General features: G+C 60.0%; 20 protein-coding genes. 8 read left to right on the top strand and 12 right to left on the bottom strand.

Going from position 1 to position 24,979, the window contains the following annotated elements:
- The first annotated feature begins 115 nt into the window (after window positions 1-115).
- From mnmC to FBY03_RS11910, 3 genes are all read left to right on the top strand, one after another.
- Window positions 116-2,098, top strand: coding sequence for a bifunctional tRNA (5-methylaminomethyl-2-thiouridine)(34)-methyltransferase MnmD/FAD-dependent 5-carboxymethylaminomethyl-2-thiouridine(34) oxidoreductase MnmC (gene mnmC, locus FBY03_RS11920; protein ID WP_147172552.1), 1,983 nt, complete (start codon window positions 116-118; stop codon window positions 2,096-2,098).
- Window positions 2,099-2,209: 111 nt separating this feature from the next.
- Window positions 2,210-2,407: a hypothetical protein gene (locus tag FBY03_RS11915; protein WP_147172551.1), complete on the top strand. Its 198-nt coding sequence runs from the start codon at window positions 2,210-2,212 to the stop codon at window positions 2,405-2,407.
- 45 nt (window positions 2,408-2,452) lie between these two features.
- On the top strand, window positions 2,453-3,145 hold the full coding sequence (locus FBY03_RS11910) for an MBL fold metallo-hydrolase (RefSeq protein ID WP_147172550.1): 693 nt from the start codon (window positions 2,453-2,455) through the stop codon (window positions 3,143-3,145).
- 2 nt (window positions 3,146-3,147) lie between these two features.
- Here FBY03_RS11910 and FBY03_RS11905 read toward each other — a convergent pair whose 3' ends face one another.
- Window positions 3,148-3,621 carry a MarR family winged helix-turn-helix transcriptional regulator gene (locus tag FBY03_RS11905; protein WP_147172549.1) on the bottom strand — a complete coding sequence of 158 codons (474 nt, stop codon included), beginning with the start codon at window positions 3,619-3,621 and terminating at the stop codon, window positions 3,148-3,150.
- A 113-nt stretch (window positions 3,622-3,734) separates the two neighbouring features.
- On the opposite strand from FBY03_RS11905, the gene FBY03_RS11900 reads away from it, so the two are divergent.
- From FBY03_RS11900 to FBY03_RS11880, 5 genes are all read left to right on the top strand, one after another.
- The gene (locus FBY03_RS11900) at window positions 3,735-5,504 is read left to right on the top strand and encodes an N-acetylglutaminylglutamine amidotransferase (RefSeq protein WP_147172548.1); all 1,770 of its coding nucleotides are present in this window, start codon (window positions 3,735-3,737) and stop codon (window positions 5,502-5,504) included.
- A gap of 208 nt (window positions 5,505-5,712) precedes the next feature.
- The gene (gene ngg, locus FBY03_RS11895; protein ID WP_147172547.1) at window positions 5,713-7,452 is read left to right on the top strand and encodes an N-acetylglutaminylglutamine synthetase; all 1,740 of its coding nucleotides are present in this window, start codon (window positions 5,713-5,715) and stop codon (window positions 7,450-7,452) included.
- 212 nt (window positions 7,453-7,664) lie between these two features.
- On the top strand, window positions 7,665-8,858 hold the full coding sequence (locus FBY03_RS11890) for an osmoprotectant NAGGN system M42 family peptidase (protein WP_147172546.1): 1,194 nt from the start codon (window positions 7,665-7,667) through the stop codon (window positions 8,856-8,858).
- 231 nt (window positions 8,859-9,089) lie between these two features.
- Window positions 9,090-11,843 carry a hybrid sensor histidine kinase/response regulator gene (locus tag FBY03_RS11885; protein ID WP_147172545.1) on the top strand — a complete coding sequence of 918 codons (2,754 nt, stop codon included), beginning with the start codon at window positions 9,090-9,092 and terminating at the stop codon, window positions 11,841-11,843.
- A gap of 147 nt (window positions 11,844-11,990) precedes the next feature.
- Window positions 11,991-12,230 carry a YheU family protein gene (locus tag FBY03_RS11880; protein WP_147172544.1) on the top strand — a complete coding sequence of 80 codons (240 nt, stop codon included), beginning with the start codon at window positions 11,991-11,993 and terminating at the stop codon, window positions 12,228-12,230.
- A gap of 315 nt (window positions 12,231-12,545) precedes the next feature.
- On the opposite strand, the gene FBY03_RS11875 is transcribed toward FBY03_RS11880, so the two are convergent.
- The 11 genes from FBY03_RS11875 to FBY03_RS11825 form a co-directional block, all read right to left on the bottom strand.
- Entirely contained in the window at window positions 12,546-12,974 is a 429-nt protein-coding gene (locus tag FBY03_RS11875) for a hypothetical protein (protein ID WP_147172543.1), read from the bottom strand.
- A 326-nt stretch (window positions 12,975-13,300) separates the two neighbouring features.
- Complete coding sequence (locus FBY03_RS11870; protein ID WP_147172666.1) at window positions 13,301-14,443, bottom strand: CynX/NimT family MFS transporter; 1,143 nt, start codon at window positions 14,441-14,443, stop codon at window positions 13,301-13,303.
- 143 nt (window positions 14,444-14,586) lie between these two features.
- Window positions 14,587-15,396 (bottom strand): SDR family oxidoreductase, encoded by an 810-nt coding sequence (locus tag FBY03_RS11865; protein WP_147172542.1) that lies wholly within the window; start codon window positions 15,394-15,396, stop codon window positions 14,587-14,589.
- 376 nt (window positions 15,397-15,772) lie between these two features.
- On the bottom strand, window positions 15,773-16,141 hold the full coding sequence (locus FBY03_RS11860) for a DUF2784 domain-containing protein (RefSeq protein WP_147172665.1): 369 nt from the start codon (window positions 16,139-16,141) through the stop codon (window positions 15,773-15,775).
- Between the two features lie 280 nt (window positions 16,142-16,421).
- A complete protein-coding gene (locus FBY03_RS11855) occupies window positions 16,422-18,425 on the bottom strand; it encodes a nucleoside-diphosphate sugar epimerase/dehydratase (RefSeq protein WP_147172541.1) in 2,004 nt (667 codons plus the stop codon).
- A gap of 286 nt (window positions 18,426-18,711) precedes the next feature.
- Complete coding sequence (locus tag FBY03_RS11850; protein ID WP_147172540.1) at window positions 18,712-19,722, bottom strand: glycosyltransferase family 4 protein; 1,011 nt, start codon at window positions 19,720-19,722, stop codon at window positions 18,712-18,714.
- The gene (locus tag FBY03_RS11845; protein ID WP_147172539.1) at window positions 19,719-20,681 is read right to left on the bottom strand and encodes an SDR family oxidoreductase; all 963 of its coding nucleotides are present in this window, start codon (window positions 20,679-20,681) and stop codon (window positions 19,719-19,721) included. The genes FBY03_RS11850 and FBY03_RS11845 overlap by 4 nt, the downstream gene beginning before the upstream one ends.
- Before the next feature lie 17 nt (window positions 20,682-20,698).
- Complete coding sequence (gene wecB / locus FBY03_RS11840) at window positions 20,699-21,826, bottom strand: non-hydrolyzing UDP-N-acetylglucosamine 2-epimerase (protein WP_147172538.1); 1,128 nt, start codon at window positions 21,824-21,826, stop codon at window positions 20,699-20,701.
- A complete protein-coding gene (locus tag FBY03_RS11835) occupies window positions 21,819-22,829 on the bottom strand; it encodes a polysaccharide biosynthesis protein (RefSeq protein ID WP_147172537.1) in 1,011 nt (336 codons plus the stop codon). Before FBY03_RS11835 ends, wecB begins: the two co-directional genes overlap by 8 nt.
- 30 nt (window positions 22,830-22,859) lie before the next feature.
- Entirely contained in the window at window positions 22,860-23,717 is an 858-nt protein-coding gene (locus tag FBY03_RS11830; protein WP_147172536.1) for an SDR family oxidoreductase, read from the bottom strand.
- Entirely contained in the window at window positions 23,705-24,949 is a 1,245-nt protein-coding gene (locus FBY03_RS11825) for a glycosyltransferase family 4 protein (RefSeq protein ID WP_147172535.1), read from the bottom strand. Before FBY03_RS11825 ends, FBY03_RS11830 begins: the two co-directional genes overlap by 13 nt.
- Between the last annotated feature and the right edge of the window lie 30 nt (window positions 24,950-24,979).

Here is a 24,979-nt window from a genome sequence, read left to right as displayed (position 1 = left end):
CCCTGAATAGTCTGCTGCCAGCCTAGCGGATCGGCCACGCCTTTGTCCGCGCCCGCCGCGCGATAGCCACCCGGCAATCGGCTAGAATGCGCGCCTGCTCAACTCGGTAACCAACATGCCCGCCACCCCGCCCGACCTTCCCGGCACGCAACAGGCCCAACTCGACTGGAATGCCCACGGCCAGCCGTTATCGCGACTGTACGACGACGTGTACTTCTCCTCCGACAATGGCCTGGAAGAAAGCCGCTATGTATTTCTCGCCAACAACGATCTGCCCGCGCGCTTCGCTGCCCTGAGCGCAGGCGGGCAGTTGCTGATTGGCGAAACCGGCTTCGGCACGGGGCTGAACTTTCTCTGCGCCTGGCAGCTGTTCGAGCAGCAAGCGCCTGCTGGCGCCCGACTGCATTTCGTCAGCGTGGAGAAATACCCGTTGGGCCAGCACGACCTGCAACGCGCCCTGGCCTTGTGGCCCGAGCTGGCGCCTTTTGCCCAGGCCCTGCGGGAGCAATACGTCGCGGTGCATCCGGGTTTTCAACGGCTGTTATTTGCCGGTGGACGCATCAGCCTGACCCTGCTGATCGGCGATGCCCTGGAACTGCTGCCGCAGCTGGATGCGCGCATCGATGCCTGGTTTCTCGATGGCTTCGCCCCGGCGAAGAACCCGGACCTGTGGACGCCCGAGCTGTTTGCCGAGCTGGCCCGGCTGTCCACCCCCGGCGCCAGCTTCGGCACCTTCAGCAGCGCTGGCGTGGTGCGCCGCGGCCTCAAACAGGCCGGTTTCCAGGTCAAGCGCACGCCCGGTCTGGGCAAGAAGTGGGAAGTGCTCAAGGGCCAGTTCATCGGCGAACCGCCACCTCCCGGAAAACCCTGGTTCGCCCGTCCGACGTTCCAACCAGTCGCGCGCCACGCCCTGGTCATAGGGGCCGGCCTGGCCGGTTGCGCGACGGCCGCCAGTCTGGCCGCCCGCGGCTGGCAGGTCAGCCTGCTGGAGCGTCACGGCGCTATCGCGGCGGAAGCCTCGGGCAACCCGCAAGGCGCGCTCTACCTCAAGCTCTCGGCCCACGGCACGACGCTGTCGCGCCTGATCGTCAGCGGTTTCGGCCACACCCGCCGGCTGCTCGAACGCCTGCAAAAAGGCAGCGACTGGGACAATTGCGGCGTGCTGCAACTGGCCTTCGACGACAAGGAAGCCAAGCGTCAGGCACAACTGAACAGCGCCTTTGCCGACGACTTACTGATGTCGCTCGATCGAGCCGCCGCCGAGCGCATCGCCCATGTCGCGCTACCGGCCGGCGGCCTGTTCTACCCGCAAGCCGGCTGGGTGCACCCACCGGCGCTGTGCCGCCTGCTCAGCCAACACGCCAATATCCACTTGCTGCTGCACCAAGAAGCCCTCGAGTTGCGCCGTGAAGGCGCAGACTGGCAGGCCTGGAACGGCGAGCAACTGCTGGCCGCAGCGCCAGTGGCGGTGCTGGCCGGCGCCGCCGAGATCAAGCGCTTCCCTTACAGCGCCGAGTTGCCGCTCAAGCGCATTCGCGGCCAGATCAGCTGCCTGCCCGCCACCCCACGGAGCGCGGTGCTGGGCACCGTAGTCTGCGCCGAAGGCTACATCGCCCCGGCCCGTCAAGGCGAGCACACACTGGGCGCCAGCTTCGACTTCAACAGCGACGACCTGCGCGTCAATAGCGCCGAACACGCAAGCAACCTGGGACTACTCGAGGAAATCTCCAGTGACCTGGCCGAGCGTTTGCGCAGCAGCCACTACAACCCGGAGCAGCTCGAAGGTCGAGCGGCCTTTCGCTGCACCAGCCCGGACTACCTGCCGATCGTCGGCCCCCTGGCCGATCGCGAACCCTTCGATCTGGCCTACGCGGTACTCGGCAAGGATGCCCGGCAAGTGCCGGACACCCCCTGCCCCTGGCTCGACGGCCTGTATGTCAACAGCGGTCACGGCTCGCGCGGGCTGATCAGCGCACCGCTGTCCGGCGAGTTGATCGCCGCCTGGCTGAATGACGAGCCACTGCCATTGCCGCGCGAGGTGGCCGAAGCCTGCCACCCCAATCGTTTTGCCCTGCGCAAGCTGATCCGCAACGGCTGAGGACCCGCTGCCGAGCAAGCCTTTGCACCCCGCCCCGGGCATCGGCTGATCAAGGCTGACAGGCAACGCGGTAGGTTTTTCAGCACACTGACTTTGCTATGGTTCATCTCAATGGCCCAACTCGCCGGTATGGCCACCGCCATGCCGGTGTTGCTGGCGGTGGCGCGCCATCTTCAGCACGCGCACCTTTCGCCGCAACGGCTCACCGGCCTGAGTGCTGGCGGCGCATTAGGCGTCTTGCTCGGCAACAATCTGGCTCAATTTCGGGCGATCATTGGCTGCAACCCTGATTCGCCCCGCTGGTCCTAATCAGACTCCAACTGACCAGCCAGAAGCGCTTTGGAGGTGCCTGAAATGCTCTTTCGACAGTTATTCGATAGCACCAGCTCGACCTACACCTACCTGCTGGCAGATGCAGGCGAAGCCGTACTGATTGATCCGGTCAAGGATAAACAGGCCGATTACCTGCGCCTGCTCGGCGAACTCAATCTGCGCCTGACTCTGGCCCTGGACACCCACACCCATGCCGATCACATCACCGCGCTGGGTGATCTGCGCAGCGCAACCGGTTGCCGCAGCGGCCTTGGCGAGCAGAGCGCCAGCACCTGCGCCAGCTTTGTCTTCACCGACGGCGATCACCTGCCATTCGGCAATTACGTCCTGACGGTTTGGTTCACCCCGGGCCATACGGATGACTCCTACTGCTTTCTGCTACCCGCGGCAAATGGCCGGCCGATCAAACTGTTCAGCGGCGACACCCTGCTGATCCGCGGCACTGGCCGCACCGACTTGCAGAACGGCGACGCCCGCGAGCAATGGGCCAGCCTGCAACGCTTACTGGGACTGCCCGGCGACACCGAGGTGTGGCCGGCCCATGACTATCACGGCTGGACCCGTTCGAGCATCGCCGAAGAAGCAGCGCACAACCCACGCCTGCAAGTTACCAACGCCCGTGCCTATGCCGCGCTGATGGCGGAGCTGAAACTGCCCGACCCGAAACTGATGGACATCGCCGTGCCGGCCAACCGCGCCTGCGGGCAGAAATAAAACTACTCGACTTCACCGCACAGTTCCGCCGCGCGCAACAGCGCGGCGGTCAGGCTGTGCCGCTCCCAATCGCTCAGGCTGGCAAAGTGCTGACGAAATTCCGGCGGCAGCAAGGTTGGCGCCTGCTGCATCAGCTCGCGCCCGGCATCGCTGAGTAGCAACCAGTGGCGGCGGCGATCCTTATCGTCACGCTGGCGCTGCAGCAGCCCACGCTCCTCCAGACGGTCGAGCATTCCCGACAGGGTCGCGGCCGTCAGGCTGACCCGACCACTGAGGTCGCTCGCGGTCAGCCGCGCCTCGCCGGCCAGCACGCGCAAGATCATCAACTGCATGGGGGTCAGCCCGCCGAAGCGGCTCAGGCGCTTGGCATGTACTTCCCCAGCTTGCTGCAGTCGCCGCATGGCCTGAAACAGTGGCATTTCAAATGCGATGACAGATGACAAATCTATTTCAGTAGAAACTATTTTATTGTCCATAAGCCTATACACAGTAACTATTTAACTTTGACATGAAAGCATTTTTTTGTTCACATGTACACGGTTCGGCAAGCCCGGACCACTCCCCAACGGCAACACCGGTAAGGAACCCTATGTGCGGAATAGCTGGAGAACTACGCTTTGATCAACGACCGGCCGACCTGGCTGCAGTCGAGCGGATCACCCATCATTTAGCCCCGCGCGGTCCAGACGCGCATGGCTTCCACAGTCAGGGGCCAGTTGCCCTCGGCCACCGTCGGCTGAAGATCATGGATCTCGCCGAAGCGTCCGGCCAGCCGATGATCGACAGCGATCTCGGCCTGTCCATGGTGTTCAACGGCGCCATCTACAATTACCCGGAACTGCGCAGCGAGCTGGAAGCCCTCGGCTACCGCTTCTTCTCCGGCGGCGATACCGAGGTGCTGCTCAAGGGCTACCACGCCTGGGGCACCGACTTGCTGCCGAAGCTCAACGGCATGTTCGCCTTCGCGGTGTGGGAGCGCGACACGCAGCAACTGTTCATTGCCCGCGACCGCCTCGGCGTCAAGCCGCTGTACCTGTCGCGCACCGGCCAACGCCTGCGCTTCGCCTCCAGCCTGCCGGCACTGCTGCAAGGCGGCGACATCAGCAAGGCGCTGGACCCGATCGCGCTGAACCATTACCTGAACTTCCATGCCGTAGTACCGGCACCCCGCACCATCCTGGCTGGCGTCGAAAAACTGCCACCGGCCAGCTGGATGCGCTTCGACGCCCAGGGCAACTGCGAGCAGCAGAGCTGGTGGCAGCTCGACTACGGCCCGCAGCGCGATGAAATCTCCTTTGGCCTGGATGAATGGCGCGACAAGGTGCTCGATGGCATGCGCGAGGCGGTGTCGATTCGTCAGCGCGCGGCGGTGGATGTCGGTGTGCTGCTGTCCGGCGGTGTCGACTCGAGCATGCTGGTCGGCCTGCTGCGTGAAGCCGGAGTGGAAAACCTCTCGACCTTCTCCATCGGCTTCCAGGATGCCGGCGGCGAACGCGGTGACGAGTTCCAGTACTCCGACCTGATCGCCGAGCGCTTCAACACCCAGCACCATCAGCTGCGCATCGGCGAGCACGAGATTCTCGAACAGCTGCCGGCGGCCTTCCGCGCCATGAGCGAACCGATGGTCAGCCACGACTGCATCGCCTTCTACCTGCTCTCGCGGGAAGTGGCCAAGCACTGCAAGGTGGTGCAGAGCGGCCAGGGCGCCGACGAGCTGTTTGCCGGTTATCACTGGTACCCACTGGTGGACGGTGCCGAGGATGCCTTCAGCGCTTACCGCAAGGCCTTCTTCGACCGCGAGCACGACGAATACGCCGAGTGCGTACAGCCCGAATGGCTGACCAACGACCATGCCGGCGATTTCGTCCGTCAGCACTTCGCTCAGCCTGGCGCCATAGCCGCAGTGGACAAGGCGCTACGCCTGGACAGCACGGTGATGCTGGTCGACGACCCGGTCAAACGCGTCGACAACATGACCATGGCCTGGGGCCTGGAGGCGCGCACACCGTTCCTCGATTACCGCCTGGCCGAGCTGTCGGCGCGGATTCCCGGGCGCTTCAAGCTGCCAGACGGCGGCAAGCACGTGCTCAAGGAGGCCGCGCGTAAGGTCATCCCCAGCGAGGTGATCGACCGGCCCAAAGGTTACTTCCCCGTGCCCGGCCTCAAGCACCTGGAAGGCGCGACGCTGGGTTGGGTACGCGACCTGCTAGTCGACCCGAGCCAGGACCGCGGCCTGTTCAACCCGGCCATGCTCGACCGCTTGTTGACCGACCCACACGGCCAACTGACACCGCTGCGCGGATCCAAGCTGTGGCAAATGGCGGCGCTCAACCTGTGGCTCAGTGAGCAAGGCCTGTAACACTGTAGGGTGGAATCCCCGCAGGGGCTTCCACCGTTTACCGCGAAATGCCGCGAGTGAACGACGGATTACGCTCCGCTAATCCATCCTACGGCCTAAGCAATTGTTCGACCAGGGTCGCAGCCCGGACCGAGTCCGGGGATATCACGACTACATTCACGCGCCCGGGCACTGTCCGGGCGCAGCTGAACGCTAAGGAAGCACACCCATGCGCGCCAATGCCTTCAATCAACGCCTGCTGCGCGGCCAGCCCCCCTCTTATGAACGCCTGCAGGCGCGTTTCGCCGAAGATCGCGACGCAGAGCTCTGTCAGCCCTTGGCGGTGCATTGCGGTTGGGGCCGCTTGCTGATCGGCCACACCTTCCCTGACGCTGCGGTACTGGCTCAGGAGCTGCTGACCGAACAGCCCGGCGAGCGCGATATCGCCCTGTACGTCGCAGCGCCCCAACAGGTGCTGGCGCAAGCGCCACAACAGCTGTTTCTCGACCCCTCGGACACCCTGCGCCTGTGGTTCAGCGACTACCGTCCGGCGCGCCGCGGCTTTCGCGGCTACCGCATCCGCCGCGCGCAAAACGCTGCGGACTGGCAGGCGATCAACTGCCTGTACCAAATGCGCGGCATGCTGCCGATCGACCCGGCCAAGCTGACTCCGCGCCATAAAGGCGGCCCCACCTATTGGCTGGCTGAAGATGAAGACAGCGGCGCGGTGATCGGCAGCGTGATGGGCCTCAATCACCAGAAAGCCTACCGTGACCCAGAAAATGGCAGCAGCCTGTGGTGCCTGGCGGTCGACCCGCAGTGCAGCCGCCCAGGCGTCGGTGAGGTGTTGGTGCGCCACCTGATCGAGCACTTCATGAGCCGCGGCCTGAGTTACCTCGACCTCTCGGTGCTGCACGACAACCGTCAAGCCAAGGGGCTCTATTCCAAGCTGGGCTTTCGCGAGCTGCAAACCTTCAGCATCAAACGCAAGAACGGCATCAACCAGACCCTGTTCCTCGGCCCCGGCCCGCAAGCCGAGCTCAACCCCTATGCGCGAATCATCGTCGACGAGGCCTTGCGCCGTGGCATCGAAGTGCATGTCGACGATGCTGACGCCGGGCTGTTCACCTTGAGCAACGGCGGCCGACGCATTCGCTGCCGCGAATCGCTGACCGACCTGACCAGCGCCGTGAGCATGACCCTGTGTCAGGACAAACGCCTGACCCATCGCGCCCTGGTCCGCGCCGGCCTGAGCGTGCCGGCGCAGCAGCTGGCCGGCAGCGCCGCAGAGAACGCCGCCTTCCTCGCCGAACATGGCCAGGTGGTGGTCAAGCCGGTGGACGGTGAACAGGGTCAGGGCGTGGCCGTCGACCTGCACACTCCAGCCGAGGTGCAGGACGCCATCGAGCGCGCCAAACCGTTCGACAGCCGGGTCCTGCTCGAAAGCTTTCACGAAGGACACGACCTGCGCATCCTGGTGATTGGCTTCGAGGTGGTCGCCGCCGCCATCCGCCGTCCGGCCGAGGTGATCGGCGATGGCCGGCATAGCATCGGCGACCTGATCGACGCGCAAAGCCGCCGCCGGCAAGCGGCCACCGGCGGCGAAAGCCGCATTCCCAAGGACGCGGAAACCCTGCGCACCCTGCATGCCGCCGGACTCGATTACGACAGCATCCTGCCGCAGGGGCAGCACCTCGCGGTGCGCAAGACCGCCAACCTGCACACCGGCGGCAGCCTGGAGGACGTCACCGAGATGCTCCACCCGGTACTGGCCGATGCCGCGGTCAAAGCGGCGCGGGCGCTGGACATCCCGGTGGTCGGTCTCGACCTGCTGGTACCGGCGGCGGATCGTCCCGAACACGTGTTTATCGAGGCCAACGAGCGTGCCGGCCTGGCCAACCATGAACCCCAACCGACGGCTGAACGCTTTATCGACTTGCTTTTTCCGCTGAGCCAGGTGGTCGGCTGACTGTATCACCACCGCTGTAGGAGCCAGCTTGCTGGCGATATCCAGTCGCAGCCCCGTAGCCTGGATAAGCCTTGGCGCAATCCGGGACCGCGATTCCCCGGATTGCATCCGGGCTACGGGTTGCGCCGATGCTATTTGTAGGGTGGGCTTCAGCCCACCCGGTTTTGGCTGGCACCTAAACGCTCAATCCTACCGTCCACAAGGAGCCCTCTATGCCGCAACTCCCCGAACCCGATCTCGACTACCTGCAGAAAGTACTGCTGGAGATGCTCGCCATCCCCAGCCCGACCGGCTTCACCGACACCATCGTACGCTACGTCGCAGAACGCCTGGAGGAGCTCGGCATCCCCTTCGAACTGACTCGCCGCGGCACCATCCGTGCCACCCTCAAGGGTCGCCAGAGCAGTCCCGACCGCGCCATTTCCGCGCACCTCGACACCATCGGCGCCAGCGTCCGTGAGATCAAGGACAACGGCCGCGTGACCTTGGCTGCGGTGGGTTGCTGGTCCAGCCGCTTCGCCGAGGGCAGCCGCGTCAGCCTGTTTACCGACCACGGCGTACTGCGTGGCAGCGTGCTGCCGCTGCTGGCGTCCGGGCATGCCTTCAACACTCAGGTGGACGAGCTGCCGATCAGTTGGGACCACATCGAGCTGCGCCTCGACGCCTACTGCAGCACCCGTGCCGATTGCGAAACGCTGGGCATCGCCATTGGCGACTTCGTGGCCTTCGACCCCCTGCCGGAGTTCACCGAAAGCGGCCACATCAGTGCCCGCCACCTGGATGACAAGGCCGGCGTGGCGGCGCTGCTGACCTCGCTGAAAATGATCCGCGAAAGCGGCATAGAACCGGAAATCGATTGCCACCCCCTCTTCACCATCACCGAGGAAGTCGGCTCCGGCGCCGCGGCCGCCCTGCCCTGGGATGTCAGCGAGTTCGTCGGCATCGACATTGCCCCAGTGGCGCCGGGCCAACACTCCAGCGAACACTGCGTCAGCGTGGCCATGCAGGACTCCGGTGGCCCTTACGACTATCACCTGTCACGGCACTTGCTGCGCCTGGCGAGTGAGGGCGACATTCCGGCGCGTCGTGACCTGTTCCGCTACTACCACAGTGACGCGCAATCGGCGGTCACCGCCGGCCACGATATCCGGACCGCCCTGCTGGCCTTCGGCTGCGATGGCACCCATGGTTATGAGCGCACCCATATCGACAGCCTGACCGCACTGACCCGCCTGCTCAGTGCCTACCTGCTCAGCCCGCCGGTGTTCGCCAGCGATGCACAACCCGCGCAAGGCTCGCTGGAGCGCTTCAGCCACCAGATCGAACACGACGCACAGATGGAAAGCGAGACGCGCGTACCTACGGTCGACAGCTTACTCGGCAGCCATCGAGAGCCCAACGCTTGAAGGGCCATGCACATCCGGGCACAGTGACTAACATGGATACAAGGCGTGGCGTGACCTGCCCGAGAATTACAGCGAGTCAGGATGACTGAGGTGCTTAGACCTGAAACTGCAACGAGTCATGGCGGGTTATGACCCATTGCAGCTCATGTTCAGCGCCACGGACGCCGAAATTGACTAATTGACCTCGCACCCAGGCCGCTAGCGTCCGAATAATAACAATGGGATTCGCGGATGCCGCGTATATGCTTGGCCCTGCTGTTGCTCTGGCTCTCCGCTCCGGCCTGGGCCTTGTCGCCTGTGGCCCTGGATAAAGAAGAGTTGCGTATATCGCTCGGGTCCTCCATGGGCTATCTGGAAGATCCCAAGGGCAGACTGTCCGTCGAGCAAGTCGCCGCCATTAGCGATGAACGCTTCACGCCGGTGCGCGGCGAGCATGCCAACCTCGGTAAGAACACTTCGGTCTGGTGGTTCAAGGTCCGCCTGAATAATAGCCTCGGACACGATCTGGGCGGTTACCTGGAAGTCAATTACCCGCTGCTCGACGACCTGCAAGTCCATTCGGTAGCAGCCGACGGCCATTGGCAGCTACAGCAAAGCGGCGACCGCTACGCCTTCTCCCATCGACCGGTACAGGTACGCAACTTCTGGTTCCCCCTCAACCTGGCACCGGGCAACACCACCCTGCTGATTCGCGTCGACAGCACCAGCACCATCTTCCTGCCGCTATTTTTCAGCACCTACCACGCCAGCGCCGCTGCCCAGGAAGACCTCATGGGCGTCACTGGCGCCTTCTACGGCGTGCTGTTTGCGATGTTCTGCTACAACCTGTTCCTGTTTCTCTCGCTGCGCGAGCCGGCCTACTTCTGGTACCTGGTGTACAACCTGAATATCGGCCTGTTCGCCGCCAGCTTTGACGGCATGCTGTTCAAGCTGTTGCCGGACCACGTCGGCTTGCAGTCGGTGAGCATCTATATCCTGATGTACCTGCACTGCTTTAGCGCCACCCAGTTCAGCCGCCACTTCCTGCATACCCGTCAGCACTTTCCGCGCCTCGACCTCAGCCTGCGCCTGTTCATGCTGGTGATCGCCGGCTGCATGGTTTCAGTACCACTGATCGGCCTGCACGCCTGGAATATCCTCGCCAGTCTGACAGTGCTGGCATCATCCCTTGTGTTGCTGCTTGGTGGCGCCTATGTCTGGCGTCAAGGCCTGCGCTATGGCTCCTACTACACCCTGGCCTGGGGCATCCTGCTCGTCTCGTTCATCATCGCCACCACAGGCTCGTTGGGCATCGAACTGTTCGGCTGGTATGGCGCCACTGTGGTGAAGATCGGCGTGACGTTCGAGTTGATCACCCTGTCTATCGGTCTGGCCGATCGCATCAATACGCTTAAGGAGGAAGGCTTCCAGTCGCGCCGCGCCGCCGAGCAGGCAGAAGTCGAGAATCAGGCCAAGAGCCGCTTCCTGGCCAAGATGAGCCATGAGATTCGCACCCCGCTTAATGGCGTGCTGGGCACCCTGCAATTACTGCAGGAAACCCCACTGGATCGCGGCCAGCGTTTCTACCTCGACACCATTTCCAGCTCGGGAAATTCGCTGATGGCCGTGATCAATGACATCCTCGACTACGCACGGATCGAATCCGGCAAGCTCAACCTGGAACATATTGATTTCGATCTGGAACAACTGATCTCCGACATCCTCAGCCTGTTCACCGGACAGGCCCTGGACAGGCATCTGCGCCTCTATATCAGCCTGGAGGGCGGTGTGCCGCGCAGCGTGCGGGGCGACCCGACGCGGCTCAAACAGATATTGATGAATCTGCTTAGTAACGCGCTGAAATTCACCATGGAAGGCCACGTGACGATAAATGTCAGCCGGCGCAGCGATTCGCAGGGCAATCCACACCTGCTGTTCAGCGTCCGCGACAGCGGCATCGGCATTACCAAGCAGGCCCTGGCGCAACTGTTCGAATCCTTTGCCCAGGGCGACTCCAGCACCACCCGGCGCTATGGCGGCAGCGGTCTCGGCCTGGCGATCAGCAAGGAACTGGTGGAGATGATGGGCGGCCACATCGAAGTACATAGCAGGCCAGGCCAGGGCACGCGCTTCGCCTTCGACCTGCCCCTCTCCAGCGAAGAAGCCGAGCCCGACCCATTGAAGCAACTGCTCAATGGCCGCCCTGCGCTGCTCGCCTCGCTCGACGGCCTCGGGCTGGATGCCATGGGCCACTTACTCGGGCGTTGGGGCATGCGCACCGAGCGCTGCCAAAACCCGGAGCGCCTGCACGGTTATCTGCAGGACTTCGCCACACCGCCGCTGCTGGTGCTGATGGCGCCCTGGCCGGGCAGTGCCAGTCACTGGCTGGAGTCGCTACAGCCGCAGCTGCAACACGGCCAACGGGTGTTGCTGTTGTGCCCAGCAGCGCAGTGTCAGCAACTGCTACCCAACGACAGCCTGCGCTTGCTAAGCCTTGCCCAGCCCTTCGCGGTTACCGCGCTACGCACAACCCTGAACGAGCTGTATGAGGAGCGCCGCAGCGAAGTACGCAGCCTGCCGCAGGCCGCACGCAGCGACGGCGGCGCCCCCTGTATTCTGGTCGCCGAAGACAACGCGGTGAATCAACTGGTGGTGCAAGGGTTCCTGAAAAAGCGTGGTTACCAAGTGCACCTGGTGCCCAATGGGCTGGCCGCAGTCAACCAGTACCAACGCGACCCAATGGCGATTCAGCTGATCCTGATGGACTGCGAAATGCCGGAAATGGACGGCTTCGAGGCGACCCGGCGAATCCGTCGTCTGGAGCATCAGCACAACCTGCCTGCGGTCCCCATCATTGCATTGACTGCGCACATCCTAGAGGAACACCGCCGACGCAGCGCCGAGGCCGGCATGGACGATTTCCTCGGCAAACCGCTGGACAGCGCCCAGCTGTACAGCACACTGGATCGCTACCTGCTGGGACAGACCTCGGACTCCCCTAGCTAACTGCCCGTGCGGCGTACCAAGCTGCCCCCCGTTCCCACTGCCCACCTATCCGCTTGGGTCGCCCCAAGCCCGCACGCCTCACAAGCCGGCATGGCCAGAGAGCTGATCACGCGTTAGCATCGCCGCTGCGTTTTGGAGACCTACACCGTGCTGATCCCCCCAAGCCTGCTAGAAGCCGACACCCTCACCCGCCTGATCGAAGACTTCGTCACCCGCGACGGCACCGACAACGGCGACGAAACACCACTGGATACCCGTATCCAACGCGTACGCCGCGCCCTCGATAGAGGCGAAGCGGTCATCGTCTTCGACCCGGAAAGCCAGCAATGCCAATTGGCGCTGAAACGCGAGGTGCCCAAGGAGTGGTTGCAAGCGCTCAACGAGTAGTCCGTTTGCCGGCCGGTTAGCGCAGGAGCGCGACGCGCCCTCACATCGCATCAACGGCAAGCCTCGTGGCAATGCAGTGGGTAGATGGGAACGGCCTTAGCCACGATGGCAATTGACCTACAACATAGCGCCGTACAACCCGCCACACCTCCACACGTAATGTTCGGCCCCACCCGTAGCCCGGATGTAATCCGGGAAGATGCAGAACCCGGATTACATCCGGGCTACGAGTAAAGCGGGTTGCCTTGTAAGTGCCCACATGCCAGCACTCCAGCCGACCTGCCCGTGCGCTCCAGAGCCAGTCCAAGCCATCGCTTAACCACGCAACCCGCCCTCCCGCTCCCAGGCGCAGCGCACGCGTAGCGCGCCTTCCTGCGGGCTGTGAAAGCCGTTGTCCGACTCCCAACGAAAGGTGTGAGTGCCGCTCAACTCGGTATCCAGGTGCACCACTGCGCTGCCCCAGTACAGGCGCTTGAGCAGCGCCTCGAAGTGCTCGATCCACAGGCTCCACTCGTACTCGACCGCACGGTAGCTGGCGCCGAAGTGGATCACCTGAGTCTGGTACAGGCCATCGCCTGGCTGCTGGCAAAATGCGAACATTTCACGCCCAAGAAATGGCCAGACATCGCCATCCGGCAAGGCGTCCAGCACCTGGTGGTTAATCTCTCGACGCAAACGGCTCTGCGCCGGGTTCTCCGACGGCCAATCGCGGATGCAACCATAGACGATGGATTCAGACTCCACACCGGCACTCCAGAAAATCAAGGCTGCCTTCTATCACAGGGCCAGGAATCAAGGAAGGAACTGCGGCGAAACTTTGCCTACTTTAAGAGCAATCCACGCACTAAGCCGGACACCACACGATCAGGACAGCGGTCGAGCCAGGAGCCGCTGCATGCTCAAATACTCTCTGCAACGCTCTGAGCAACCCGAAATCCCGTGGGAGCGGTCTCGACCGCGAAGCCCTGTTGTCACGTGCAAAGCTATCGCGGTTCAGCGCGCGTCCACACGAGTACTCTCAGGACTGTTGCAGAGGCAGCCCGGACGGAATCGACAGTCAACCGTCAGCATCAAACTGAACGTGGCCCTTTGCGCAGCAACCAGGCCACCCAGGTCATCAATAACGCCAGACCGGTCAACACGATAAAGGGGGACTGATAGTCGCCCGCCAGGTCACGCGCCAGACCGGTGAGAATCGGGGTCAAACTGGCCATGCTGTAACCGGTGCAGAGCATCATCGCGGTCCAGCGACTAACCGCCAGTGGCGAGCCGGCCTCGTACAGCGGCAGCACCAGCGACAAGGCAAAAGAGCCGCCCAGGCCAAAACCGCTGGTCACCGCCCACAGTTCAGGCAAGAAGGTCGGGGCAAAGGTGATCATCGCCAGACTGACAGTGGACAGCACTCCACAGGCCAATAGCAGCTGGTAGCGATTGCCGAATCGCTGGGCTAGCCAGGGCAACAGGAAGGAACTGGGCAAGCCCATTAACATCGACAGACTGAACAATGAGTTGCCGTGCAACAAGGTCAGGCCGGCTTCGTGATAGCGCGCCACGGCCCAAGTCGCCAGCGCGTAGAACAGCCCAGCCTGAAGCGCAAAGAAGCCACTGATCAACCAGGCCCGCGGTTGTTGCCACGGCAAGCCGACGCTGGCATCCGCAGCATCGTCAGATTCCAGCTGATTAGGCAGGCATAGCCACAGCAGCCCCCCCAACAACGCGGGCAAGGCCCACACCGCGAGCCCATAGGTCCAATTGCCACCGAACAGCTGAGTGGCCGGCGCGGTGAGCACCACCCCACCCGCACCACCAATCGCCATGCCCAAGGAGTACCAAGCCACTACGCGGCCCATCCGGTCAACGAAGTAGCGCTTGATGAAGCCCGACAGTAATGGTCCGGCCACGGCGATCGCCGCACCGAGCAGCACCGCGCTGGCAATTAGAATGGCGCTGGCCTGGCCAGCCAAACGCATCAGCAAGGCAAGCGTGATTGCCGCCAAGCACAGAACAATGGTGCGCTCCAGGCCAAAGCGTAGCGCCAAGCGCGGCGCAACAGGTGCCAGCAAGCCCATGCACAGCACCGGCAGTGCCGTAGTCAGGCTGATCAGGCTTCGACTCAAACTAAGCTCCGCGGCGATCCGCTCGATCAGCGGTGCCAGGGAGGTGATGCCAGGGCGCAAATTAATCGCTGCCAGCACCAGGGCCAGCAACAGCATGACCCGGGGTACGGTTTTCACAGAAAGCCCAACATGTTGGCGACCCCTCAGGGCGGACTCGCGACCCTACCCCGAGGCACGTTCAAGGACAAGTCAGACAGCGCATTAAATTGACCAATCCGTCAGCTCAAAAACCAAGCGACTCAGCCTTGCTTGGCCTTGGCCCGCATCTTGTCGGCCATGCCGGTCATTTCGTCATACAGCAGCTGTGGATTTCTCTGCTTCAACGCCCAGGCCATACGGCCCTGCTCATGAGGCAGAATCATGAACACGCCCTTGGCCATTTCCTCATAGATGTAGTCGGCGATATCGACGGCGTTGATTGGCGAGCTCTCCAACAACTTGCCGACCTGGGCCTTCATCTCCGGAGTCGGGCCACGGAAGGAGTCGAGCAGGTTAGTCTGAAAAAACGACGGGCAAACCACATGCACGCCCACTTCCTGCTGCTTCAACTCAATCAACAGACTCTCCGACAACGCCACCACACCGGCCTTGGCGACGTTGTAGTTGCTCATTGCCGGGCCCTGCATCAAGGCTGCCATCGAAGCGATATTGACGATCTTGCCCTTGCTGCGTTCGAGCAACGGCAGAAATGCCTTACAGCCCTTGACCACGCCCATCAGGTTGATCGCGATCTGCCAATCCCAGTCCTCAAGGGACAGTTCACTGAAGAAGCCACCCGAAGCCACGCCGGCGTTGTTGACGATGACATCGATACCGCCGAACTTCTGTTCGCACGCCTGCGCCAGAGCCGTCAGCTGACTGTAATCACGCACATCGCAGCGCTGGGTAAAACCATCGCCACCAGCAGCGCGCACCAGTTGCAGGGTTTCGGCCAAACCCGGCTCGTTGACATCGGAGAGCGCCAAGCGCCAACCTTCGCGCGCCCAACGCAGGGCGATTTCACGACCCAAACCCGAACCTGCGCCGGTAATCATCATGCGATTTTGCATACAGAGGTCGCCTTGTAGTGCTGTGGAAGATAGACAGCAGTGTAGCGAAGGAAATAATCCTCCCCACCCACCATCAAGAGCCTGAATGACCTAGGCAAACAGCGGATGCTAGTACGTTGCCTCTGAATAAAGGTTCTTCGCGGATTGGCCTGGAACAAGCTAAGGGGTCGGCAGGCAAGTGCAGCGGCCCGTAGGCTGGGTCAGCGGCGCATACCCGCGGCGTGTCGGCGACAGAATGCTTCGAGCGCCGCGTAACCCGGCATGGCATCGACGCGCACAGCGCACTGCCGGGTTACGCCGCGCCAGAATCGGCGGCGTGGCCGGAGCACCGCGCACGCGTCTAACCCCGCCTACGAAACTGATGGGGATTTCTGAGTCAGCGTCTGCGCTTCAAACGCAACAGCAACAAGGCATAAATCAGCAGATTCAGCGCGAGCACAAAGCCCCCAAGCCACTGCTGGATCTGCGGGGTCAGCCCGGCGGGATAGATTAACGGAACCAGGTAATGCTCGACAAAGCTCCCGCTATAACCCGCTTGCCCAGCAGCCTGACGCAGGCTGTTCTCCAAAGGAGTCAGCGGACACTGCAAGTGCCATAACTCCGCCGCCACGCCCCACGCAGCCGCCGGGAGGTGAAAGCAGACCAACCAACGCCAGCGCAACACCAGTAATCCGCCGAACAACACGAAGGCAATAAACAACAGATGGGTTAGCAACACGGCATCCGCAGCTAGACGCAAGAGCATAGTGATACCCACGTCGAGAACGCTCAACAGAGCGTTGAACGAGATAACGAATCCGGTTCTTGTGGAACGGAGCTTGCTCGCGAAGCGCTGGTCACAGCGCCCGTATCGCCAGCAAGCTGGCTCCCACAAAAAGCGTCAGCAGTCTCTGCACCTACATGTTGATTGCAACATGCAGGTGGATACGCGCTGTATGTTAGTGGGCACGGTGCTCACCACATATCTAACTGCCTTCACCATCGCCAACAGCTAACAGCTAACAGCTAACAATCCAGAGAAGCAGCTAAGACTCGATTCGTTGCTTCTGGTGAATCCAATCGACGATCTCACCCTCCGGGGTATAGCCGTTCACCGTCTTGCGCAGCAACTGGCGCACCTGGTTGTAATCATCCCGATCCACCGCTCCCAGCAGCTCCTGCATAGTTACCTTGAAGGCCTCCCATGACAGGTGCTCCTCATTGGCGCGCATGATCATCGGGTGATCAGTCGGGCTGACGTTATCGCCGATCAACAACTCTTCATAGAGCTTCTCGCCCGGGCGCAAGCCGGAGAACTCGATGGCAATATCACCATGGGGATTCTTGCTCGAGCGCACGCTAAGCCCGCTGAGGTGAATCATCTTCTCCGCCAGATCAATAATCTTCACCGGCTGGCCCATGTCCAGCACAAACACATCACCGCCTTGGCCCATCGCACCGGCCTGAATCACCAGTTGCGCAGCCTCGGGAATAGTCATAAAGAAGCGGGTGATGTTCGGGTGAGTCACTGTCACCGGACCACCACGGCGAATCTGATCGTAAAAGCGCGGAATTACCGAGCCTGATGAACCCAATACATTACCAAAGCGAACCATGGTGAAGCGGGTCTTGTTGACCTGGTGTACACCCTCCACATCGCCGAACAATATGGGAGCCGACTCCCGGCTCAATGCTTGCAAAACCATCTCCGCCAGGCGCTTGGTACTGCCCATCACATTGGTAGGCCGTACCGCCTTGTCGGTGGAAATCAGTACAAAGTTTTCGACGCCAGACTTCACCGCCGCCTGAGCGGTGAATAGCGAGCCCATTACATTGTTCAATACGCCTTCGGCAATGTTGTGCTCCACCATGGGCACATGCTTGTAGGCGGCGGCGTGGTAAACGGTGTTCACCTCCCAGGTGCGCATCACATCCAACAAACGTTCTGCATTACGGATCGAACCTAGGATCGGCACCAAGCGTATCGGCAGTGACTCGCGCTTAATGCGCTGCTCCAACTCGCTGTGGATACTGTAGAGATTAAATTCGCTGTGCTCGAATAGCAGCAACGTAGTCGGACCACGACCGATTATCTGACGACACAGCTCGGAACCAATCGAGCCACCAGCCCCCGTCACCATCACCACTTGCTCGCGAATGCAGCGCTCGAACAACTCCTGTTGCGGCGGTACAGCATCACGTCCCAGAAGATCGGCGATGTCGACTTCCTGAATGTCATCGACCTTAACCCGGCCACTGGCCAGATCCATGAAACCTGGAACGCTACGTACGTGCAAGGGGTACTCTTCGAGGAGTTGCAGCACCTCCCGGCGGCGCCCACGCGTAGCCGAAGGCAGCGCCAAGAGAATCTCCTGCGCGCCCGTCTCATCGATCATCTGCTGAATATGCTTGGGCTTGTATACCCGCAAGCCGGCAATTACTCGACTGGCGATACCGCTGTCATCATCGATAAACGCCACCGGACGCATTGCCCGCCCCATGCGCAAGGCCGCCACCAGTTGGTTGCCGGCCGCGCCTGCGCCATAGATCGCAATCTTGGGTAAACAATTATCGCGGTTCATAAAAGGCATCGGTTGATTGGCAGAAAACCAGTCGCCCATAAAGTATTGGCGCATCGTCAGGCGCAACCCTCCGACCATCACCAGGCTCAACCACCAATAATTGAATACCAGCGAGCGCGGTACCACTGCCGGAGCACCGCGATACCAATACACCACCAACGCGAGGCATAAAGCCGAGAGAGTTACCGCTTTGGCTATGGCCAGTAGCGCGTCGTTGCCAAAATAGCGCATCACCGCCCGGTACATGCCGAATTTAATGAACAGTGGGATGGCAATCATCGGGGCGACAATAAACAACCAGAGGTGGCCACCCAGCGGGTCAATCAAATCATCAGTGCCCAAGCGCACGACGAATGCCAACCACAAAGCGCCCCATAGCAGCACTACATCCGTGACCACCTGTAATAAACGCTTATAGCGACGCGGGAGCCCTAGCAACCGCTCACGTAACCTATCAGCAACTCTCAACACAGCAGGTCCTCAAGTCTTAAAGCATTCAGTGGACGAATAAGCCACAGTGCGACTCATCCACTTCACTCAATATCTGCGCAAGCCTAGGGTAAAACTATCAGGTACGCTTTGCCTTGGCGCCATGTTCTATACATAGCGTGACAAAGACTCAGTGAAACACGTATCCGCCAGCGTGCGTTCTATCTCGCAGACTATGCGCCTAGACTTACAAAACTGTCGCCCATAATTACACCTGCTTAATTCCGGTCACTAAAGCGCAACCGCAAAGGAACAAGAGATGTGACTACGCTTGTTCCCCTGCTTTGAACTTCACCACCAACGATACCAGCGGCAGATAGGCGACAAGCAAACCCAGCAAACCATCCACCCCACCTAGTCCAACCCAGAGGGCAATCGGCAACAACCAACAAAGATTGATCCCCGCGACCGCCAAGGTCACCGGTAAGTGTTTACCGAACTGGCGCGAAGCGTGCTGATAGGCATGGCTACGATGCGCCTCATACACCTTGTCCCCGCGCAGCAAGCGGCGCATCAAGGTCCAGGTTGCATCCAGTACAAAGACTCCGAGCAGGATCAACCAACTCCACAACAGCTCGGGCGCCACCCAAGCCGCCTGCAAGGACAACAACCCCAGCGTGACCCCCAGGAAGCCGCTGCCCGCATCGCCCATGAAGATCCTTGCCGGCGGGAAGTTCCAATACAGAAAGCCAGCAACCGCCAACGCCAACAAAAGTGGCGCCGTCGCCAACTCCACCTGCCCGGTCAACCAATACAACAGACCGCCACCCAGGCACACACAAATGGCCTCGACACTTGCAATTCCGTCGATGCCATCCATGAAGTTGTAGAGGTTCAACAACCACACCAAGTAGACCGCAGCCAGCACATGCCCAAGCCACCCCAGGTCGAGGCTCATGCCGAACAGGCTCAGCGGCGGCAACCCGCCCAACCAGAACAATGCCCAAAAGGCCGCTGCAAAATGCCCCAATAACCGCCAACGCGCGGGAATATGGCCGTGGTCATCCAAAAAGCCGATCACGGCCACCCCAGTCCCAGCTCCCAATAAGCCCCACATCACGGCCCAAGGCAACATATTGGCAAAGGTCAAAACCGGCAAAGCCGCCAGGAAGGCCAGCACGATGGCCACCCCGCCACCGCGTGGCGTCGGCACCGAGTGCGAACTCCGAGCGTTGGGGATATCCATCAAGCTGCGGGCCAAGGCGTAACGACGCAACGCGCCGGTCATCAAAAGCGAAAAACCGGCCACCACCGGCAACAACCACCAGATAGTCATTTGCTCTGCTGTTCCAGAAAGTGCTTGGCCGTCTTGCGTAGCGCCTCATCGACGCTGACCGGCGGTGTCCAGTTCAATAATTTTTGAGTCTTGCCGATATCAACCTGCAGCGAGCCACACAGCCTCTGGGAGAGTGCCTGCTTACCCAGTACCGCCGCCCCAGTCACCAGCAGCCAACTCGGCACCGGCAACAAGCGCGCCGGCTTGCCTAAGGCAGCGCCCATACGGCGCAACAGTTCGGTAGTCGAAAGGTCCTCACCATCGCTGACCAAAAAGGTCTGATTAGCCGCGGCGGGATGATCAATACAGGTCACGATCAGATCGACCAGATTGTCCAAGGCCACTAGGCTGCGTCGGTTGTTGATGGCCCCAAACGGCAAGGGCACGCCCTTGTCCAGCCAACGCATCATATTGAGGAAGTTGGCTTTCACACCCGGCCCATAGACCAGTGTTGGGCGGATAATCACCACTTCCATCCCGGTTTCGGTCGCGAGCGCGCGTAACCCTTGTTCGGCTTCCATCTTGGAAATTCCGTACGGGTCCGCTGGCGCTGGCTGGGCATCGGCAAGATAAGGCACGCCACCCGACGTGCCCTCGCCATTGACCTTGATAGAGCTGATAAAGACGAAGCGGCGTACACCCGCTGTCGCGGCTTGGCGGGCGAGATTCAATGTGCCGTCGAGGTTTATCTTGCGGAACGCGGCGAGCGGTTCGGATACCTGATCGTGCATGACATGAACGCGAGCCGCACTGTGGATGACAGCATCAATCCCCTTTAGCGCTTCTTGCCAGTCGGTATCGGGCTCAAGCCCTGAAACCTGCAGGCGCGTAACATACTCGGGGAACCCTGATACCGGCCTACGCAGTGCAGCGACCAGCTCCAGGTTAACCAGAGTCGACATCCTATCCAGCAGTCCCCGGCCGACAAAGCCAGTAGCTCCAGTCAATAAAACACGCATTCTTACCTCTGAAATACTCAGCCTTTCGACCAGACCGTGCGATTGATGTAGTCGGTGTAGCTGAGCACCACCCTGACGACCTGCTTCGATACCGGCCCCGCCTGATAGTCGCGCACAACAGGAATAACACGTTGAGCACGATCATGTTGAGTAGTCACCACACGCACAGCGTCCAACACACGTTCCTTTTTCAGGCCGCTCATGATCAGCGTGCCTTCATCCATCCCTTCTGGCCGCTCGTGCGCATTACGAATCGTGATCGCCGGTAGGTTCAGCAGCGAAGCCTCTTCGGTAATAGTCCCGCTATCGGAAAGCACGCAGAAGCTGGACATCTGCAGTTTGATGTAATCCAGCAGGCCAAATGGCTTGACGAAGCGAATCAGCGGATGATCCAGTGATTCGCCCAGTGCCTCCAGGCGCTTCCGAGTGCGGGGGTGCGTGGAAACGATGATTGGGTACTGGTAGGTATCGGCGAGTGCCCGCAGAGTTTCCAGCAGATCACGCAGGTTTTCCGGCGTATCGACGTTCTCTTCACGGTGGGTACTGACAATAAAGAACTTATCTTCGTCCAAACCCTCTCGCTGCAACACATCGGAGGCCTGGATACGCGGCATGTAGTAATCCAGTACTTCCTCCATGTGCGAACCGGTCTTGATGATGGTTTCCGGGCGAATGCCCTCAGCTATCAGGTAACGTCGGGCGTGCTCGGTCAGCACCATATTAATATCGCTCAAATGGTCGAGCACCTTGCGGTTCAACTCCTCTGGCACGCGCTGATCGAAGCAACGATTTCCTGCTTCCATGTGGAAAACCGGAATCTTCCGGCGCTTAGCTGCAATCACCGCCAAGCAGGTATTGGTATCGCCATACAACAAAAGTGCATCGGGCTTTTCCAGCTCGAATACTTCGTCGGCCTTGGCAATCACCTCGGCAATGGTCTTCGCCGCGGTATCGCCGGCAGCCCCCAGAAAATGATCCGGCTTGCGAATTTCCAGATCATCGAAAAATACCTGATTCAGTTCGAAGTCGTAGTTCTGCCCCGAGTGCACCAGCACATGCTGAACCTGCTTATCCAACTCCGCGATCACGCGGCTCATCTTGATCAATTCCGGACGGGTGCCGACCAGCGTCATTACCTTAAGCATCGAGCTGCTCCTGAATGTAATCCAGTTTGAGCAATACATCCTTGATGCCTTGAATACTCAGGCGCTCGGTATTGTGCGAGGTATAGTCATCCAGTTCGGAAATATGCTGTTCACCCTCGACGAAAAATTTCTTGTAGTTGAGGTCGCGGTTATCCGCCGGAATGCGGTAATAACGGTCCATGTCCTCAGCCTTGGCCATTTCCTCGCGGGAAATCAGCGACTCATACAGCTTCTCGCCATGCCGAGTACCGATAACCTTGACTGGGTTATCACAAGAAAACAGCTCTTTGAGTGCCTGAGCGAGATCTGCCACCGTCGAGGCGGGAGCCTTTTGCACAAAGATGTCGCCCTGTTCAGCATGTTCGAAGGCATGCAGGACCAGATCCACAGAATCCTCCAGAGACATCAAAAAACGAGTCATATTCGGGTCAGTGACCGTCAGCGGCTCGCCACTCTTGAGCTGGCTGATGAACAGCGGGATCACCGAGCCACGCGAAGCCATCACGTTACCGTAACGAGTTGCGCAAATAACCGGACCGGACTCTGGAATCATCCGCGACTTGGCGACCGTGAGCTTCTCCGCCATGGCCTTGGAAATACCCATGGCATTGATCGGGTACACAGCTTTGTCAGTGCTTAGCACCACCACACGCTTGACGCCAGTGGCAATCGCCGCACTCAGCACATTGTCCGTACCAATGACATTGGTTTTCACCGCCTCCATCGGGTAGAACTCGCAGGAAGGTACCTGCTTCAATGCTGCGGCATGGAAGATATAGTCAACACCAACCATCGCCTGAGAAACGCTGTCGTAATCACGCACGTCACCGATATAGAACTTGACCTTGTCATTGGCCAAGGCAATTCGCATATCCTCCTGCTTCTTCTCATCCCGGCTGAATACCCGGATTTCCTTGACATCAGTATCGAGGAAACGCTTCAGCACCGTATTACCGAAGGAACCAGTACCACCGGTGATCATCAAAATTTTGTCATCGAACATAAATAGTCACCAAACTATAAAAAATAAACATCAACGCTTGTTGTACATCATCTTTACCAATTCAAACCAAGTCGGCGGCATATAACCAGTTGCTTGGCGGAAGCGTGACGAATCTAATGAGCGATCGATGCAGACGTGTTCGTCTGGAATGATTTCGATCTTTTTTCCATAGACTTCCGCCACCAACTGGAGCAGCGATAATTTGTCGATCGGGTCAACAGACACATGGTAAAGGCCGTGTAACCCGGGAGCCGGGATAACATAATCCTTCATCACCCGCGCTAGCTCGACTGTAGGCAGCCCAGAGAATGTGGCTTTGGCATAGCCTTTGACCGGGCCTGTCTGCGAGAGAAACCAGTCAACCAAGGCATAGTTGCTGCCGAGTTCGTGACCGATGATCGACGTGCGCAGAGTAATCGCATGCTCTACCTCATGTAGCTCACCGATAAACTTGGACTTGCCATAGAGATCTTCAGCGTCAGAGAGGTCGGCTTCAACATAACCGCCTTTACGGCCAGAGAACACGCAATCGGTGCTCACATGAATCAACCGTGCTCCGGCCAACCCACAGAGCTTCGCCAATCGATGCGGCAGCATGGCGTTAATCGGCAAAGCCGAAAGCGGATCTTTGGCGTCAGCCAACTGCTTGATCAAACCGACGCAGTTGATGACGACATCTGGACGGATACGCTCAAACACGCCAACCAAAGCATCCTGGTCGAGTGCATCCACCCCGCACAGCAAGCGCGCCCTATCCTGCTCAGGAAAATGCCGCAGTGCGCTGGCACTACGCAGCGTACCCCAGACCTCAAAATCAGAATCCGGGCTCAAGGCCCTGAGTACGGCACTGCCAAGCATGCCAGTTACACCCAATATCAATACGCGCACGACTGTCGCTCCTTGCGCTGAGTATCGAGAATTTCCACCAAGCGCGTTACCTGGCTGCTCATCTCGAAATGTTCATGGAAATATGCTTTACCCGCCTGTCCCATGGCTTGCAGCTCAGCGGCAGGTAGACCCTTCATGGTATGGATCAACGCTGCCAGCGCAGTGGGATCACCAGGTTCACAAACTCTCCCCGCCCCCGCCTCCATCAGGACTCGCGCGCCCTCGCCCCGCAACGAGGCAATAACCGGGCACCCAGCGGCAAGATATGCCTGGATTTTACTCGGTATCGTCTGAGCGAAGATCGCCTCGTCCCGGAGTGACACCAGCAAAGCATCCGCACGCTCGAATATCTGCGGCATAGCCTCCACTGGAAAGCGCCCAGGCAGCAGCAGATTATCCAGTTGGTGTGCCTGCTTCATCGCCTGTAGCCAGGCGAGCCGACTGCCACTGCCGACGAGCACCAAGCGGATATCTGCATCGTGTTTCAACTCGATAGCTGCTTCGAGCAGCGTCTCAACCGCTTGGGCCGTCCCCAGATTACCCGCAAAAACAACACTGAAATGTTGCTCAAGCTCCCCAGCGAATTCGGGAGAAATTCTCTCCACGGCTTTGGCCGGAGCCTGAACATCTATAGAGTTGGGGTAATACATGATCTTTTCCCGCCGCGCATAGCGAGCCACGGGCTCGACGAACGCCCTGGATTGAACCAACAACGTGTCGCAGCCAGCATATATACCCCTGACAAGATAACCAACCGCCTTGAGAAGGTTCGGGTGCCTGATAAACCCTGTGGCTGCAAGACTCTCCGGCCAAAGATCTTGAACCCATACAGCTAGGTGAGCCTTCTTCAACCACTTGAGCAGAATGGCTGGAATAACCTGGGTGATCGGGGATGGAGCAAATACGAGGATGGAGTCGAACTTCCGAGTTCTTAACAACCATGGAAAGAAAATAAGGCCGGAGAACACGAATGAAAGGTAATTCAAGATCAAATTGCGAGCACCACCATTGCTTCGCGGCCAGAGCGGCACACGGAGCACTTCGATCTTATCCAAAAATAACTCACGCTGAACCCCACCGGCCCGATAACCGGGAAAGATCTTTCCGTCCGGATAGTTGGGCTTGCCTGTCACAACGACAACCTCATGCCCCTGTGTAGCTAGCATGCGCACCACGTCGTTGATGATGAAGTTTTCAGGACTGAAATACTGGGAAACGAGTAATAACTTCAAGACTGTTCACTTTTTACTGTTGGCCACGCT

The organism is Pseudomonas sp. SJZ079 (assembly GCF_007993865.1).
Taxonomy (GTDB): Bacteria; Pseudomonadota; Gammaproteobacteria; order Pseudomonadales; family Pseudomonadaceae; genus Aquipseudomonas.
Note: the sequence above shows the minus strand (reverse complement) of the source record. Positions and strands in the feature narration are given on the sequence as shown.

Excerpts from the sequence above, each read along its gene's own strand:
- FBY03_RS11885 (WP_147172545.1), top strand. The coding sequence starts at position 9,090 with ATGCCGCGTATATGCTTGGCCCTGCTGTTGCTCTGGCTCTCCGCTCCG.
- ngg (WP_147172547.1), top strand. The coding sequence starts at position 5,713 with ATGCGCGCCAATGCCTTCAATCAACGCCTGCTGCGCGGCCAGCCCCCC.
- FBY03_RS11860 (WP_147172665.1), bottom strand. The coding sequence starts at position 16,141 with ATGCTCTTGCGTCTAGCTGCGGATGCCGTGTTGCTAACCCATCTGTTG.
- wecB (WP_147172538.1), bottom strand. The coding sequence starts at position 21,826 with ATGCTTAAGGTAATGACGCTGGTCGGCACCCGTCCGGAATTGATCAAG.
- FBY03_RS11870 (WP_147172666.1), bottom strand. The coding sequence starts at position 14,443 with ATGCTGTTGCTGGCCCTGGTGCTGGCAGCGATTAATTTGCGCCCTGGC.
- FBY03_RS11845 (WP_147172539.1), bottom strand. The coding sequence starts at position 20,681 with ATGCGTGTTTTATTGACTGGAGCTACTGGCTTTGTCGGCCGGGGACTG.
- FBY03_RS11865 (WP_147172542.1), bottom strand. The coding sequence starts at position 15,396 with ATGCAAAATCGCATGATGATTACCGGCGCAGGTTCGGGTTTGGGTCGT.
- FBY03_RS11890 (WP_147172546.1), top strand. The coding sequence starts at position 7,665 with ATGCCGCAACTCCCCGAACCCGATCTCGACTACCTGCAGAAAGTACTG.
- FBY03_RS11905 (WP_147172549.1), bottom strand. The coding sequence starts at position 3,621 with ATGGACAATAAAATAGTTTCTACTGAAATAGATTTGTCATCTGTCATC.
- FBY03_RS11910 (WP_147172550.1), top strand. The coding sequence starts at position 2,453 with ATGCTCTTTCGACAGTTATTCGATAGCACCAGCTCGACCTACACCTAC.
- FBY03_RS11900 (WP_147172548.1), top strand. The coding sequence starts at position 3,735 with ATGTGCGGAATAGCTGGAGAACTACGCTTTGATCAACGACCGGCCGAC.
- FBY03_RS11835 (WP_147172537.1), bottom strand. The coding sequence starts at position 22,829 with ATGTTCGATGACAAAATTTTGATGATCACCGGTGGTACTGGTTCCTTC.
- FBY03_RS11915 (WP_147172551.1), top strand. The coding sequence starts at position 2,210 with ATGGCCCAACTCGCCGGTATGGCCACCGCCATGCCGGTGTTGCTGGCG.
- FBY03_RS11850 (WP_147172540.1), bottom strand. The coding sequence starts at position 19,722 with ATGACTATCTGGTGGTTGTTGCCGGTGGTGGCCGGTTTTTCGCTTTTG.
- mnmC (WP_147172552.1), top strand. The coding sequence starts at position 116 with ATGCCCGCCACCCCGCCCGACCTTCCCGGCACGCAACAGGCCCAACTC.